Source organism: Butyricimonas faecalis, from assembly GCF_003991565.1.
Classification (GTDB): domain Bacteria; phylum Bacteroidota; class Bacteroidia; order Bacteroidales; family Marinifilaceae; genus Butyricimonas; species Butyricimonas faecalis.
In genome coordinates this window covers 2,386,716-2,401,964 of record NZ_CP032819.1, presented here as the reverse complement: position 1 = coordinate 2,401,964, position 15,249 = coordinate 2,386,716, and the positions used below count along the sequence as shown (strand labels likewise).

Genomic DNA, 15,249 nt, shown 5'->3' with positions numbered 1-15,249 from the left:
GGGGAAAGGGCATAAAAAATCTCCGGGCGATGGTAATTTTCCGGAGATTTTTTGATTCGTTTATTCTGAGTTGATTTATTTTAACTCTGCCAATTGCTGTTCGATGGCTTTGATTTTTGCTTCGGCATCAGCTTGTTTCTTACGCTCGTTCTCGACAACTTGTGCCGGGGCTCCATGGACGAACTTTTCGTTAGAGAGTTTTTTCATCACGGACGCCAGGAAGCCTTGGGCGTACGCGAGGTCTGCCTGTAGTTTAGCCCTGACTTCTTCCGTGTTGACTTCTCCGACCGCGGGAATGAAGTATTCCACCGTGTCGCAGATGAAGCTCCAGGCACCTTTTACCGTGTCACTCACCATTTCTACGTCTTGGATATTACCCATTTTGCAGATGATGCTTTCGAATTGTAGCGGGTAGCGATCGTTGCTTTTAACTCTTAACGAGATGGCATCCTTGAAGGCGATGTTGTTTTGCTTGCGAATCGTACGGATTCCGGCGATGACTTCTTTCGTGTTCTCGAAGGTATTCAAGAAGTTTTCATCGTATTTCCCGGGTATGGGCATCACGGATACCATGATGCTTTCTCCGTCTTTCCGCTCTCTCAAGTTCTGCCAGATCTCTTCGGTGATGAACGGCATGAACGGGTGAAGCAGTTGCAACATTTCCTCGAAGAGGTAGATGGTTTTATTATACGTGGTCCGGTCGATCGGTTGTTCGAAGCCCGGTTTGATGATTTCCAGTAACCAGGACGAGAATTCGTCGCGGAAGCCGGTGTACACGGTCATCAGTGCTTCGGAGATCCGGTATTGCTCGAATTGCGTGTTCAAGGTTTCCTTGCATTTGTTCAAATATTGTTCAAACCATTCGAGGGCTAATTTGGAATGCAAGGGTTGTTCCAGGTCTGCTACTTTCCAGTTGCTGACCAGACGGAAGGCATTCCATATTTTAGTCGTGAAATTACGTCCTTGTTCCGGAAGGCTTTCATCAAAAAGAAGGTCTCCCCCCGCGGGTGCGCACAATAGCATACCTACCCGAACGCCGTCTGCCCCGTATTGGTTGATCAAATCGATCGGGTCCGGGGAGTTTCCGAGGGATTTGGACATCTTGCGATGAAGTTTATCTCGAACGATTCCCGTGAGGTACAGGTTGGAGAACGGTTTCTCGTGGCGGTATTCATAACCGGCCATGATCATTCTTGCCATCCAGAAGAACAGGATGTCCGGTGCGGATACCAGGTCGTTCGTCGGGTAGTAATAGTTGATTTCGTCATTGTCCGGTTCCAGTATCCCGTTGAACACGGAGATGGGCCACAGCCAGGATGAGAACCACGTGTCCAGGCAATCTTCGTCTTGACGCAATTGCTCGGCCGGGATGTCCTTACCGAATTTCTCTTTCACTAGTTGTACTGCTTCCGAGAGGTTTGCGGCAACCACGTAGTCGTTGCTATTGGGCAGGTAGTAGACCGGAATCTGGTGTCCCCACCACAATTGGCGGCTGATACACCAATCCTTCACGTTTTCCATCCAGTAGCGGTAGGTGTTTTTGTATTTCGGCGGGGTGAGGAGGATGTCGTCGTTCATCACGGCGTCCAAGGCCGGTTTGGCCAGCTCCTTCATTTTCAAGAACCATTGCATGGATAGCTTGGGTTCGATGACCACGTTGGTCCGCTCGGAGTATCCTACCTTGTTGTTGTAGTCTTCTATTTTCACGAGGTTGCCCGCTTTCTCCAGTTCGGGGATGATTTCTTGGCGCACGGCGAAACGATCCTTACCCACGAAGAGTTGGGCGTTTTCGTTTAATGTCCCGTCATCGTTGAAGATGTCGATGGTTTCGAGATGGTGTTTATAACCGATCTCGTAGTCATTGATGTCGTGTGCCGGGGTGATTTTTAGTGCTCCGGTACCGAATTCCATGTCCACGTACTCGTCTTGGATAATCGGGATGACCCGGTTTACCAGGGGAACGATACATTTCTTGCCGGCCAGGTGGCGGAATCGCTCGTCGTTGGGGTTCACGCATACGGCGCTGTCGCCCAAGATGGTTTCCGGGCGGGTCGTGGCAATGGTGATGTATTCGTCTGTAGTCCCGTCAACGCGATAACGCAGGTAGTATAGTTTGCTATGTTCTTCTTTGTAGATGACTTCTTCATCGGAAACGGCGGTTTTGGCCGACGGGTCCCAGTTGACCATCCGGACGCCCTTGTATATAAGTCCTTTGTTGTAGAGGTCAATGAATACTTTTGTCACGCTGGCAGAACGGATTTCGTCCATCGTGAAACAGGTTCTGTCCCAGTCGCAGGAGGCTCCCAGTCGTTTTAACTGTTCGAGGATGATGCCCCCGTGTTTTTCGGTCCATGCCCAGGCATGTTTTAAGAATTCATCCCGGGAAAGGTCTCTTTTCTCGATGCCTTCACTTTTGAGTTTGGCTACCACTTTGGCTTCCGTGGCAATGGAGGCGTGGTCGGTTCCCGGCACCCAACAAGCGTTTTTACCAAGTAAACGGGCGCGTCTGACGAGTACGTCCTGTATCGTGTTGTTCAGCATGTGTCCCATGTGCAGGACTCCCGTGACGTTAGGTGGCGGGATTACAATACAATACGGAGTTCTTTTTTTATCAACGGTGGAATGGAAAAATTTGTGTTCCAACCAGTATTGATACCATTTCTCTTCGCTCGTTCGCGGGTCGTAGTTTGTCGGGATCATTTTGATTCAGATTAAAATTGTATATTCGTAAAAAGGCTGCTTTGTCGAGCAGCCTTGTTTTTTTATTCTTCTGATTTTCTAAGTCTTCTTCCTTTTTTCTTTTGTGAATCCAGGAGTGCTTCAAGGTCTGCTTTTTGTTGCGAACCGTCGTAGTCACAGATGTATTTGTCGATGAGGATACGACCACAGTATTCGCAGACGATGATTTTTTTCCGGGAACGGATGTCCAGTTGTCTCTGTGGCGGGATTTTGTTGAAACATCCTCCACAAGCATCACGGTCAACGGTAACAACGGCCAGTCCGTTGCGGGCGTTGGAGCGGATGCGGCGATATGCTGTCAACAAGCGTTCGTCGATGGTGGCTGCAAGTTCTTCCGATTTGGACTGTAAGGATTCTTCATCTTTGTGAGTTTCATTGATGATGTCGTTCAACTCGCCTTTTTTAGCCTCCAGGTCAGATACTTTGTCCGCGTAACGCTTTTTGGATTCTTCCATCAGCGCTTCTTTTTCTGCTTTTGCTTTTTGAGCTTCCCGGATTCTCTTTTCTTGCAGTTCGATTTCCAGTTTCTGGAATTCGATTTCCTTGCTTAGCGCGTCGTATTCGCGATTGTTGCGAACGTTATCCAATTGTTCACTGTATTTTTTGATCGCTTCTTCGGCTTTCTTGATGTCCATTTTCCGGGTGGAAGCGGTTTTGTCAAGTTCACCTAGTTCAACCTTCAAGTTTTCGATACGTGTTTCCAGTCCCGCGATCTCGTCTTCAAGGTCTTGAACTTCTAACGGTAGTTCTCCCCGTAGCGTCTTGATTTTATCGATCTCGGTGTCAATTCTTTGTAATTCATACAGGTTCTGCAGTTTTTCTTCAACTGTCAGTTCTTGCATTTTCTCATTGTTATTCGTCACCATATATTATAAGTACTTAATCGGATTTGTATTAATCTCAGAAAACTGAACCGCAAATTTAGATATTTTTTTTGTAAGTATCTCATAAAATATCTCTTTTGTGAATTGTTCGCTTTCATAATGACCAATATCAGCTATCATAATGCGGTTTTCCGTGAGAAAAAAGTCATGATATTTGAAATCCCCGGAGATGTATATGTCGGCTCGTCCGGTCAACGCCTGCTTGAAGAATGAGGCTCCGGCTCCACCGCAAACCGCTACCCGTTGTATTGAGGGGGTGTGAGGTGCGGTGTAACGTAACCTGTCACACCGGAATATTTCTTTTACTTGCTGCAAAAAGGTGATGCTTTCAACGGGTTGCTGCAACTCGCCGATAATTCCGAATCCGTTGCCGGCCATCGGGTCCCCTTCCGGTTGAAGGATTTGCCGGTGTTGCAAGTTCAGTTTGTCGGCCATACGTCCGCTGACCCCGTTGGCTACCACGTCCATGTTCGTGTGCGCGGCGTAGATGGTGATGTCGTGTTTAATGGCATGGATCACGCAGCGTTCCACGTAAGTGGCCGGGGTGATGTGTTTTAGCCCGCCGAAAATAAGCGGATGGTGTGAGATGATGAGATTGTGACCCTTGTCAATCGCTTCTTTGATCACCTCTTCCGTCACATCGATGCATAGTAGTATGGATGTTAATTCTCGTTCCGGGTCCCCGCAAAGCAGCCCGGAATTGTCGAAGCTTGCTTGAAGTTTTAACGGGGCATAATCTTCTATGAGCGAAATGATCTCTTTTATGTACATGTTTGGAATTTAGAATTTAAAATTTAGAATTTGGAATCTAAATTATTACGGGAGTTGGTTCTTGATGGATAACAATTCTTCCTTGATTCCTTTCAGGCGTTTTATTACCTCAAAGTGTAGTTCCGTTTCGTCTTTCCGGTTTTTGAGTTGCTGTTGGGCTCCTTTTAGGGTCATTCCTTTTTCCTTGACCAGATGGTAGATCAGGTGGAAATTGTCGACATCCGCTTTGGTGAATTGACGGTTCCCTTTTTTGTTTTTGTGGGGGTTGATCACGTCGAATTCTTTTTCCCAGAAGCGGATCAGGGAAGTGTTGACACCGAACATTTCGGCGACTTCTCCGATAGAATAATATAATTTTAATGATTCTTCAGTCACCATGGGTTATTTGAAAATTTAAAATTTAAAATCGGATCAGTCCATGCTTTGTCCCGTGTTGTTCGCGGTCTCTACTAGCAACTCGAATTCGTCGGGGGTGAGATCGTTGAAATAGAAGTTTATGGGATCTATCGGTTTGTTATTTTTCCGTACTTCATAATGCAGGTGAGGCCCCGTGGATAGTCCGGTGTTTCCCAAGTATCCGATGACGTCCCCTCGTTTGATTTTTTGGCCTTTTTTAGCCAAGATTTTATCCATGTGGGCATACAGTGTTTTGTAACTGAACCCGTGGTCGATGACCACGTGGCGACCGTATCCCTTGTCAAATTTACTTTCGATGACCACCCCGTTGCCCGTCGCGTAAATGGGAGTCCCGACAGTTCCCGTGAAGTCCATGCCTGCATGGAATTTCGGGGTTTTGTAAATTGGGTGCATCCGGTAGCCGAATGATGAGGTTACTTGGTGGGTGCTTTTGTTTTTCAACGATACCGGAAGGATTGCCGGGATGGAGGCTAGCATATCGATTTTATTTTTAGCCAATTCTTCAATCTTGTCAAAGGATTTGCTTTGGATATAGATTGCTTTTGATAATTCATCAATTTTTTTGGCTGTTCCGATGAGCAAGTCCGCGTTGTCAATTTGCCTTAGGTGTTCGTATTGATCGACGCCCCCGGAGCCAGCCCGGCGGATGGATGACGGGATGGGATCGGTTTCGAAGATAACCCGATAAATATTGTCATCCCGGGCTTCCATGTCTTTCAAGACGTTGTCCAAGTGTCCTACCTTGTTGCTTAATAAACTATATTGGGTGAGAACTTCTTCGTATTTCCGTTTTAAAAGTTTTTCTTTTGGAGAATCAATGAACGCGTATACCAAGTACAGCATGACAATTGCCAAGGAGAAGCTGGAAAAGAATTTCTTGAATAATCTCCAAAGCTTTTTTCTTAAAGATGATTCTATTTTATCAAAAGATAATGTGTCCGAATTGAAATGATACCCTGCTTTTCGCATAGTTGCTAATAAAAAATAGTGTTTGCGATGCAAAGTTAAAGAAATAATCTAAATTTGCAACTCGGTAAATTAAAGCAGATCAAAGTGGCAGCATGATAATCCCGGTTGACATGTGCTTGGTAGGAAGGATGTCAGGAAGGAATCAAAATTTCTTTTCAAGCGAGGAGTAGGGCAATGTGCATGGAGTTGATGGAGGGTGAAGGGCGAAATCTGCGTATGTCATTTTAAAATTTAGAAGGTATGAAATCAGCAGAGATCAGACAGAGATTTTTAGATTTTTTTGAGAAGAAATCACATACAATAGTACCATCGGCACCCATGGTGATCAAGGGAGACCCCACGTTGATGTTCACCAATGCCGGGATGAATCAATTTAAAGATATAATTCTGGGGAATGTGCGTCCGAAGGCAACCCGGGTGGCGGATTCCCAGAAATGTTTGCGTGTTTCCGGGAAGCACAATGATTTGGAGGAGGTGGGACATGATACCTATCATCACACGATGTTCGAGATGTTGGGTAATTGGTCGTTCGGTGATTATTTCAAGAAAGAGGCGATTGCTTACGCTTGGGAGTTCCTTACGGAAGAGATGGGTTTGGATAAAAATCGGTTGTATGCAACGGTTTTCGAGGGAAGTAAGGAGGATCATCTGGAGGAGGATAAAGAGGCGTTGGAGTATTGGAAGTTGTATTTGCCTGAAGATCGAATCCTGTACGGGAATAAAAAAGATAATTTCTGGGAAATGGGTGATATGGGGCCTTGCGGGCCTTGCTCGGAGATTCACATAGACCTGCGCCCGGAAGCCGAGCGGGCGTTAAAGCCGGGGCGTGAATTGGTGAACAAGGATAACCCGTTAGTGATTGAGATTTGGAATCTGGTGTTTATGCAGTATAACCGTAAGGCTGATGGCAGTTTGGAGAATTTACCCAGTCATCACGTGGATACGGGGATGGGATTCGAACGTTTGTGTATGGCTGTGCAGGGAAAGACGTCGAATTATGATACGGATGTGTTTACTCCGATCATCGGGGAGATTGCCCGGTTGAGCGGGAAGGAATACGGGAAGGATGCAGCCGCGGATGTTGCTATGCGGGTGATCGCGGATCATTTGCGCACGATCGCGTTTTCAATCACAGACGGGCAATTGCCTTCGAACGTGAAAGCCGGTTACGTGATCCGGAGGATATTGCGCCGCGCTGTTCGTTATGCTTACACTTTCTTGGATCAAAAGGATGCGTTTATGTATAAGTTGGTACCGGTGTTGATTGAGGTTATGGGGCAACACTATCCGGAACTTTCTTCTCAGCGGGTGTTGATCGAGCGGGTGATACAGGAAGAGGAAAATGCTTTCTTGCGTACGTTGGATAAGGGTATAAAGTTGTTGGATAGGATTATTGAGAAAACCAAGGCCGAAGATTATTTGACCGTACCGGGGAATGTGGCTTTTGAGTTGTATGATACTTACGGGTTCCCGTTGGATTTGACCGAGTTGATCTTGAAAGAAAATGGATTAGTGGTAAATCGTCGGGAGTTCAAGGCGGAGATGGAAGCTCAAAAAGAACGTTCCCGTTCGGCTGCTGCCGTGAACACGGATGATTGGGTGGAATTGATTGCCGATGATACACAGGAATTCGTGGGGTATGACTACACGGAGACAGAGGTGCAGATTACCCGCTATCGCCGGGTGAGTACGAAGGGAAAGACGCTCTATCAGTTGGTGTTTAACATTACCCCGTTCTATGGCGAGAGCGGGGGACAGGTCGGTGACCGCGGCTGGTTGATTTCGGAAACGGAGAAGATAAGCGTTTTGGATACCCACAAGGAAAACGGGTTGACCATTCATATAACAGATCGTTTGCCAGAGGATTTGACTCAGGTGTTTACGGCCAAGGTGGATGTGGACAAACGGATTGCCACGGAAAATAATCACACGTCTACCCATTTGTTGCATTATGCTTTGCGGAAGGTGTTGGGAACGCACGTGGAACAGAAAGGGTCGTACGTGAGTGACGAGTATTTACGCTTCGACTTTTCACATTTCCAAAAGGTGACCGACGAGGAGTTGGAGGAGGTGGCTGCCATCGTGAATCAGGAAATTCGTAAGAATTATCCGTTGGAGGAAAGTCGGGCTGTGCCTATTGGACAAGCCAAGAAAATGGGGGCAATGGCTATCTTCGGGGAGAAGTATGGGGATTTGGTTCGTGTGGTGAAATTTGGGGAATCTGTGGAATTGTGTGGAGGTACACATGCACATGCCACCGGGCAGATCGGGTTCTTTAAAATTATTTCAGAGAGTTCCGTTTCAGCCGGGGTGCGTCGTATTGAAGCTATTACGGCAGCAAAGGCGGAGGAATATATCTTGAACTATTTCAAGATGATGAAGGAGATTGACCGCATGTTCAAGTCGAATCGCGGTGTGTTGGAGAATGTTAGGGAGTTGTTGAACGAAAACGAAGAGTTGAAGAAGGATGTGGAGAAATTCACGCGGGAGAGTTTACGGATTATGAAAGAAGGGTGGAAGAATGAAAAGCGTGTAATTCGTGATGTTAATATGATCGTGAAGACGGTTATGATGCCCCCGGCCAACGTGAAAGATATTGCTTTCCAGTTAAAAGGGGAGTTGGATAATCTTGTTCTGGTGATTGGCGGTGTCTTTAACAACAAGCCTCATTTGACCGTGATGTTCAGTGATTCTCTGGTGAAAGATTACGGATTGCATGCCGGACAGATTGTCAAGGACGCAGCTCAGGAAATTAAAGGTGGTGGTGGAGGACAACCATTTTTCGCAACTGCCGGAGGTTCAAATCCTGAGGGTGTTAGTAAAGCTCTGGAAAGGGCAGAGAAACTGATTTTGGATAAAATTCATTAGTTTTTGGTACAAAATTTGTGCAGCCTTTTATATATTAATAAAAATTTATACTTTTGTTTTGTGAAAAAGGAAGTAAACTAATTTGAGTATTATAATAAAAATTAAGACGAGTATGAAAAAAACATTAGGTTTTATTGCCGTTGTTGCCTTATCTGGGTTAATAACAGTGTCCTGTTCTTCTTTGAAAAAGATGAAGAAACGTGCAGGAGAAATCACGTATTCTGTTACTCCGGAGACATTAGTGGCTAAAGGAGGAATGGTTGATTTGAAGATAGACGTAACTTTCCCGGCTAAATATTTTAACAAAAAAGTGGCTATCGAAGCTACTCCCGTGTTGCGTTTCAAAGGGGGAGAGAAGGCTTATGAAATGAAAGCTATTCAAGGAGAGAAAGTTCAGGGTAATGCAGAAGTGATTCCTTACGAAACAGGTAAGACCGTTTCTTATACAAGCCGTATCCCTTACGAGGATGCCATGAGACTTTCTGATTTGGAAATCGATATTACTGGGTCAAAAGGTGCTAAAACTGCGAAATTCGACCCGAGAAAGATTGGTGATGGTGTGATCGCTACTGAAACTTTGGTTGTAAATGCTCCTGCAACTTCAGTCGGAGAGGATAAATTCCAACGGATTATCAAACAACAAGAAGAGGCTGCTATCTATTATTTGATTAACTCGGCAAACATTCGTTCTAAAGAAATGACTTCTGAGGAGATGAAAAAGCTAGAGGCTTATATCAAAGAGGCTGCCACGAAAGAAAATATGAATTTGAATGGAATTGACGTTAGATCATATGCTTCTCCTGATGGTGCATACGACTTCAACGAGAAATTGGCTAATCAACGTGAAAAGAATTCTTCTGCTTTCTTGAAAAAACAAATGAAGAAAGGTAAAGTTGAACAATATAAAGATGAGAATTTCTTCAAAGATTTCGTTGTAGCTGAGGACTGGGACGGATTCAAGAAAGCTATGGAAGAATCAAATATCCAGGATAAAGAATTGATCCTTCGCGTATTGTCTATGCACTCTGATCCTGAAGTAAGAGAAAGAGAAATCAGAAATATCGCTTCTGCTTTTGCAGTTGTTGCTGATCAAATCCTTCCGAAATTGAGAAGATCTTTGTTTGTTGTAAATACTGAATTGATCGGTAAGTCAGATGACGAATTGAAAGCTTTGGCTAAATCAAATCCGTCTGATTTGAATGTAGAAGAGTTACTTTATTCTGCAACGTTATTCGATAACAATAACGATAAATTGGCGATCTATGAGGCTTGTATGAGACAATTCCCGAATGATTGGAGAGGTTTCAACGATGCAGGTATGATCCAATTCGAAATGGGTAACATTGCTGCTGCTCAAGCTAATTTCAATAAAGCTAATTCTATGTCAGCTAATAATCCGGTTGTTCAAAACAACTTGGGCGCTGTAGCTTTGAAGAATGGTGATTTGAAACAAGCTGAAGTTTACTTCGGTGCTGCTACCGGTGCCGGTCAAGAGGTAAACTACAACAAGGGTATCGTGGCTATCAAGAGCGGTGATTATGCTGCTGCTGTAAATTATTTCGGACAATGCAATTGCGTAAACGCTGCATTAGCTAACGTGCTTGCCGGAAATAACAACGAGGCATTGAAGAAATTGAATGCTGAAAACAAAGAATGCCCGATGTCTTATTACTTGAAAGCTGTTATTGGTGCTAGAACCAATGATGCAACTGCAGTTATCGAGAACTTGAAGAAAGCATGTTCTTTGGATGCTTCTTTCAAACAATTGGCAGCAACCGATATGGAGTTTGTCAAATTCTTTGAAAACAACGATTTCGTTACAATAACAAAATAGTTATCTGTTAAGATATGCAAAAAGGCAACCGTGTGGTTGCCTTTTTTATTTACCTTTTTTTTAACACATAGTTTTTTGCCGAATGTATATCTTTGCTTTCTAAAAATTAATGTGCTGACGCATGAGGAGTTTTATAGGTATAATAATTGTTATTCTTCTTTTCGTTGCCTGTACGCGTAATAAAAGCGTGCAAGTGTCGGGGCGGATTGAGACGGGTGATACTGTTGTCTATTTTCGGGTAAACGATAGTCTTCATAAGTTTCGCCTGGATGAGAAACATTATTTTTCCGGTAAGATAGCACTGGAAAAGGGTACCTATGCTCGTTTCTTTCCTTATTCGATTCAAGTTTTTTTAACACCCGGAGAAGATTTGGAGATCAGTATGAATAACGTAAGGAATGTGTCAAATTCCTTGCAGTTTAAAGGTACGTTGAGCGCGATTAATATTTATTTGAAGGAACAACAAAATCGATACTTTGCTTATGATCCTAATTTATATAAGTTAGACGAGAAAGATTTTGTGAATAGAATGCGGGAGAATGTCAATACCGGTATTGTTTTGTTGGAAGCAAAGAACTTGGGAGAAGAATTCACGAAACAAGAACGGGAACGCATCAGGTATCGCGTTGCCGAGCAGGCGATACATTATCCTCGTAGTCACGTGGCTTTTGATACGCTATATAAGCCGGGTGTGTTGTATGATAATTTCGTGTCCGAGTTTGACATTAACAACGAGGATATGTTGGCTTTTGATTGCTATCAACGTTTTGTTTTAAATTATATTTATTACAAGGGGCAAAATTTCAGTATGCGTCGCTTGGTCAATTATATTCGCTCGAATGTTCGTAGTGTAAAGGTGCGGGATTATTTGTTGTCCGAGGTGGTTTATAATTATTTTCAGGAAAACGGACTCAAAGATGCCGATTATTTGTTGGCAGTATGTTGGAATGAAGTGTCAGATACCAGTAAAATGGTGAAGATAAAACAGCTGGTAGATCGCTGGCGTAAGTTGTCGCCGGGAGCTACCGCTCCGAATGTTTCTTTGCAGGATGGTGATGGGAATGCGTTATATTTGAAAGATTTAAGGGGGAAATACCTGTATATATCCGTTTGGGCTTTTAGCTATGGCGAGATGGATAAAGAGGTTCGGGCTGAATGGGAAAAGCTTGCCGAAGAGTATAAGGATAAGAATATTCTTTTCGCTACTTTTTGTATGGGACCTTCCCAGTGGTTGGGGCAAGTGAAAAATCTCCCCGGTGAGCATTATGTTGTAAATAACACGAATGCCTTTTATTCCCGCTATATGATTTCCGTGATGCCCCGTTATATGTTAATAGATCCGGAGGGGCGGATTGTCGATGTGGATGCGCCGAAACCATCAAGCTCTGCTAAATTACTTTTAAGAAGTGTGGGGTTATAATTTTTTTTGTATATTTGTCCATGTTTACAGGGAGTAATGTTGCTCGCTGTGATGTAGGTTTATTATAGGAGCTTGATAAAATAACAGATTAAATTGCATTCATGATAAAACATGAATGGAATACAAAATTTATTTACTATGAAAAGATTTAGTTTATTTTTAGTACTTGCCGCACTTTTGTTCTGTGCATGCGATAGTGATACGGTGAAAGTACGGGGAGAAGTAGAAGGACTGAACGGAACTGTAAAATTGTTGGCCGAGATGCCGGGTGAACCGGGTTTGACTATTTTGGCTCAACAAGAGGTGAAAGATGGTAAAATAGATTTGAGAACAGATCAGTTTAAAATTCCGGGAAGAGTATGGGTTGATATCGATGGCAAAGCTACGGTTGAGGCTATTCTGGATACCAAAGATATGATCTGGATCAAAGGTAAGATCAAATTCCCGGATCAAATTGAAGCTGATGGTTCCGGTTTGATGGATGAATACAAAGAGATCAAAAAGATGTACAAGGAAAGATTTGGTGAAGACATTGCTAAGATCGACAAACGTATTGAAAAGATCAGTAAAAAAGAAAAACTTACCAAGGATGACGAGGTGATGTTGGGTATTCACCAGTTACAAAAACAACGTTTCCTGAAAAAGCAAGCCAATTGGACAAGAGATTTGATTGTGGCTAACCCGCGTAAAGAAATTTCTTTATTTTTGATTAAAGATCAGTTAGTGGATAGTTTGGATTTGCAAAAGAAGTTGTTCCACAAAATGGCGGTTGAAAATAAAGAAAGTAACATTTACAAAGTGTTAGAGAGCAAGCTAAAATAAAGCATAAAACCATTATGGTGGTTTTAATTTTCCCGTTTTTATTACTTAGTTGTTTTTTAGAGGTACCTTACCCGGGTACCTCTTTTTCATGATATTTTCTTTTCAATTCATTGCATGATGAAATAAAAATGCTATTTTCGCTGATTGTATATGGCAGCTTATGATTAAAAAAATAATAATCAGAATATTATCTATTGTTATGCTTATCGCTTTTATTGCGGTGGTGAGCGTGCAATGGATTTGGATAAAATATAGTATGCGGGAAGGTGAAGCTCGTTTTACTTCGAAGGTGTACGATGTTTTGGGGAAAGCTGTTAATCTAGTTGAGCAAACCAATAATATCCGTCTCTTTAATGATTTGAAAGAACGCTACACGCAAGTGGAGGAAGTTATTTCTACGATGAATCACGCGCAGGATTCTGCATTTGTGGATGAGAATTCGAATAATAATGAAGTTCCTCTTTTTTCATTCGCCTTTTCTAAGGGTAATATTGGAGGTGGTCAAGGTGGAAATATTTCCAGCATGTTGAGGATTTTCATGAATCCTGGAGGGCGAATGGAGCCCGGTTATATTTTGGGGACGGATAGGGATAACAATATCCTGTATCAAGTGATGCGTTCAGCGGCATCGGAGGCGGAAAGGTTGGCCGATTCATTGGAACGTCAGCGAATGATGGATTTGGTACGGGAATTCGTGATCCGTTATTTGAGGGAGAAGGATCCACAAACGGCACAAGTGGAAAAACGTTTGGAGAACGTTGATCTGAGTCCTTATCTGAAAGAGGAAATGATTAATACGGGAATTGATAATCCGTTCACGTGGAAGATCATGACCCGGGAGCAGATTGTGCAATATATCAAGGAAAAGGGAACAAAAGGATTTTATTATGTGGAGTTGTTTCCTAATGACCAGACTACGAAAGATGCGAATTTGTGCGTGATGTTTGACGCGAAAGATTCTCTTTTCTATAATAATATGGGATGGATGTTTATCGCTTCGGGTTTTTGTATTATCGGTTTGATGAGCGTGTTTATTATTACGATCGTGATTATCATGAGACAACAGAAATTGTCGGTGATCAAGAATGATTTTATTAATAACATGACTCACGAGTTTAAGACTCCATTGGCGACGATCTCCCTGGCTACATCTGCTATTGAGAAAGAGAAAGTGTTGAATGACCGAACCCAGATATTGAAGTTCAATTCAATGATTCGCAATGAGAATGAGCGGATGAATAAGTATGTGGAGAGAATTTTGTTACAAGCCAAGTTGGACCGGAGAGAAGTACATTTGAAAAAAGTTCCTGTAAATTTGAACGTGTTGGTGGATGAAGCGGTAGAACATTTCAGGCTGCAAGTAGAAGAGAAGGGGGGTGTTATTCGGGCCGAATTGGACCCGGAGGGATATGTAATGTCCGCAGATGAGGTACATATGCTAAATGTTGTGTGCAATTTGATTGATAATGCCATCAAATATTCTCATGATTCGTTGAATATATACATATACACGAAACAGGAGGGTAATCGTTTTATTATTGGTGTTCGGGATACGGGTATTGGAATTCCGAAGGAGGCGCAGGACAAGGTGTTCAAACGTTTCTATCGGGTGCCTAGCGGGAACTTGCATAACGTGAAGGGGTTCGGATTGGGGTTGAGCTATGCAAAATCGATCGTGGAATTGCATGGCGGAGAGATCCAGTTAACCTCGAAGAAGAACAAAGGAACTCTGGTAGAGATTATTTTTAAAATGGAGAGTTGAAATAGTAAATATATAAATAAATAGATATGGGACATAAAATACTCTTGGTAGAAGACGATCCTTGTTTCGGGTCGGTTCTGAAATCTTATTTGGAGTTATCCGATTACGATGTGATACATTGCACGAACGGAGTCGATGGCTTTGAAGCATTTCGTAAGGAAAAGTTCGATTTGTGTCTATTGGATGTGATGATGCCCGAGATGGATGGTTTTACTTTAGGAAAGAAAATCCGAGAGTTGGACGTTACCGTACCTTTCGTGTATATCACCGCTAAAAGTATGAAGGATGACATGAAGTTGGGGTACGAAATCGGTGCAGATGATTATATTGTTAAGCCGTTTGATTCCGAGTTGTTGATTTTTAAGATCAAGGCTATTCTCAGCCGTTGCGAACACGAGGAGGCAGAGGTGAAACCTAAATTGATCGAGTTGGGTGCTTACTTGTTTAACACAGAGTTGCGTACGATCACGAAAGGGGATGAAGTTATTAAGTTGACCCCGAAAGAGTCTCGTTTGCTGGAATTGTTGTATTATCATCGGGATGGTTTGTTGCAGCGGGACAAGGCGTTGAACGAGATTTGGGGGGCTAGCGATTATTTCACGGCTCGTAGTATGGATGTTTACGTGACTAAGTTGAGAAAATATTTTAAAGATGATCCTGCGATCAAAATAGAAAATGTACACGGATCAGGTTTCCGTTTGATTTTGGATGAGAAGTAAAGGGTAAGGTTATAAAAAGAAAAGTTGAGAATCTGATTCTCAAC

The 15,249-nt window shown here is 43.1% G+C and carries 11 protein-coding genes; 6 read left to right on the top strand and 5 right to left on the bottom strand.

Annotation, left to right across the window (positions count from 1 at the left end; translation table 11 throughout):
- Window positions 1–75: 75 nt before the first annotated feature.
- The 5 genes from D8S85_RS10520 to D8S85_RS10500 all read right to left on the bottom strand — a co-directional run bounded on the left by D8S85_RS10520 (window position 76) and on the right by D8S85_RS10500 (window position 5,780).
- Window positions 76–2,700, bottom strand: coding sequence for a valine--tRNA ligase (locus D8S85_RS10520; protein ID WP_106480667.1), 2,625 nt, complete (start codon window positions 2,698–2,700; stop codon window positions 76–78).
- Window positions 2,701–2,762: 62 nt separating this feature from the next.
- The gene (locus tag D8S85_RS10515; protein ID WP_106480666.1) at window positions 2,763–3,605 is read right to left on the bottom strand and encodes a zinc ribbon domain-containing protein; all 843 of its coding nucleotides are present in this window, start codon (window positions 3,603–3,605) and stop codon (window positions 2,763–2,765) included.
- A gap of 3 nt (window positions 3,606–3,608) precedes the next feature.
- Window positions 3,609–4,394, bottom strand: a complete 786-nt coding sequence (locus tag D8S85_RS10510; protein WP_106480665.1) for a Nif3-like dinuclear metal center hexameric protein — start codon at window positions 4,392–4,394, stop codon at window positions 3,609–3,611.
- A gap of 45 nt (window positions 4,395–4,439) precedes the next feature.
- The gene (locus D8S85_RS10505) at window positions 4,440–4,772 is read right to left on the bottom strand and encodes a MerR family transcriptional regulator (protein WP_106480664.1); all 333 of its coding nucleotides are present in this window, start codon (window positions 4,770–4,772) and stop codon (window positions 4,440–4,442) included.
- Window positions 4,773–4,805: 33 nt separating this feature from the next.
- Entirely contained in the window at window positions 4,806–5,780 is a 975-nt protein-coding gene (locus D8S85_RS10500) for a M23 family metallopeptidase (RefSeq protein WP_106480663.1), read from the bottom strand.
- 240 nt (window positions 5,781–6,020) lie between these two features.
- Between D8S85_RS10500 and alaS the strand changes: the two genes are divergently transcribed.
- The 6 genes from alaS (at window position 6,021) to D8S85_RS10470 (ending at window position 15,205) form a co-directional block, all read left to right on the top strand.
- Complete coding sequence (gene alaS, locus D8S85_RS10495) at window positions 6,021–8,648, top strand: alanine--tRNA ligase (RefSeq protein WP_106480662.1); 2,628 nt, start codon at window positions 6,021–6,023, stop codon at window positions 8,646–8,648.
- 112 nt (window positions 8,649–8,760) lie between these two features.
- Window positions 8,761–10,482, top strand: a complete 1,722-nt coding sequence (locus tag D8S85_RS10490) for a tetratricopeptide repeat protein (protein WP_106480661.1) — start codon at window positions 8,761–8,763, stop codon at window positions 10,480–10,482.
- A gap of 121 nt (window positions 10,483–10,603) precedes the next feature.
- Window positions 10,604–11,902, top strand: a complete 1,299-nt coding sequence (locus D8S85_RS10485) for a TlpA family protein disulfide reductase (protein WP_127075044.1) — start codon at window positions 10,604–10,606, stop codon at window positions 11,900–11,902.
- A 138-nt stretch (window positions 11,903–12,040) separates the two neighbouring features.
- On the top strand, window positions 12,041–12,724 hold the full coding sequence (locus tag D8S85_RS10480) for a hypothetical protein (protein WP_106625068.1): 684 nt from the start codon (window positions 12,041–12,043) through the stop codon (window positions 12,722–12,724).
- 160 nt (window positions 12,725–12,884) lie between these two features.
- Entirely contained in the window at window positions 12,885–14,486 is a 1,602-nt protein-coding gene (locus tag D8S85_RS10475; RefSeq protein WP_228423188.1) for a sensor histidine kinase, read from the top strand.
- A gap of 26 nt (window positions 14,487–14,512) precedes the next feature.
- Window positions 14,513–15,205 (top strand): response regulator transcription factor, encoded by a 693-nt coding sequence (locus D8S85_RS10470; protein WP_106480658.1) that lies wholly within the window; start codon window positions 14,513–14,515, stop codon window positions 15,203–15,205.
- Window positions 15,206–15,249 lie beyond the last annotated feature (44 nt).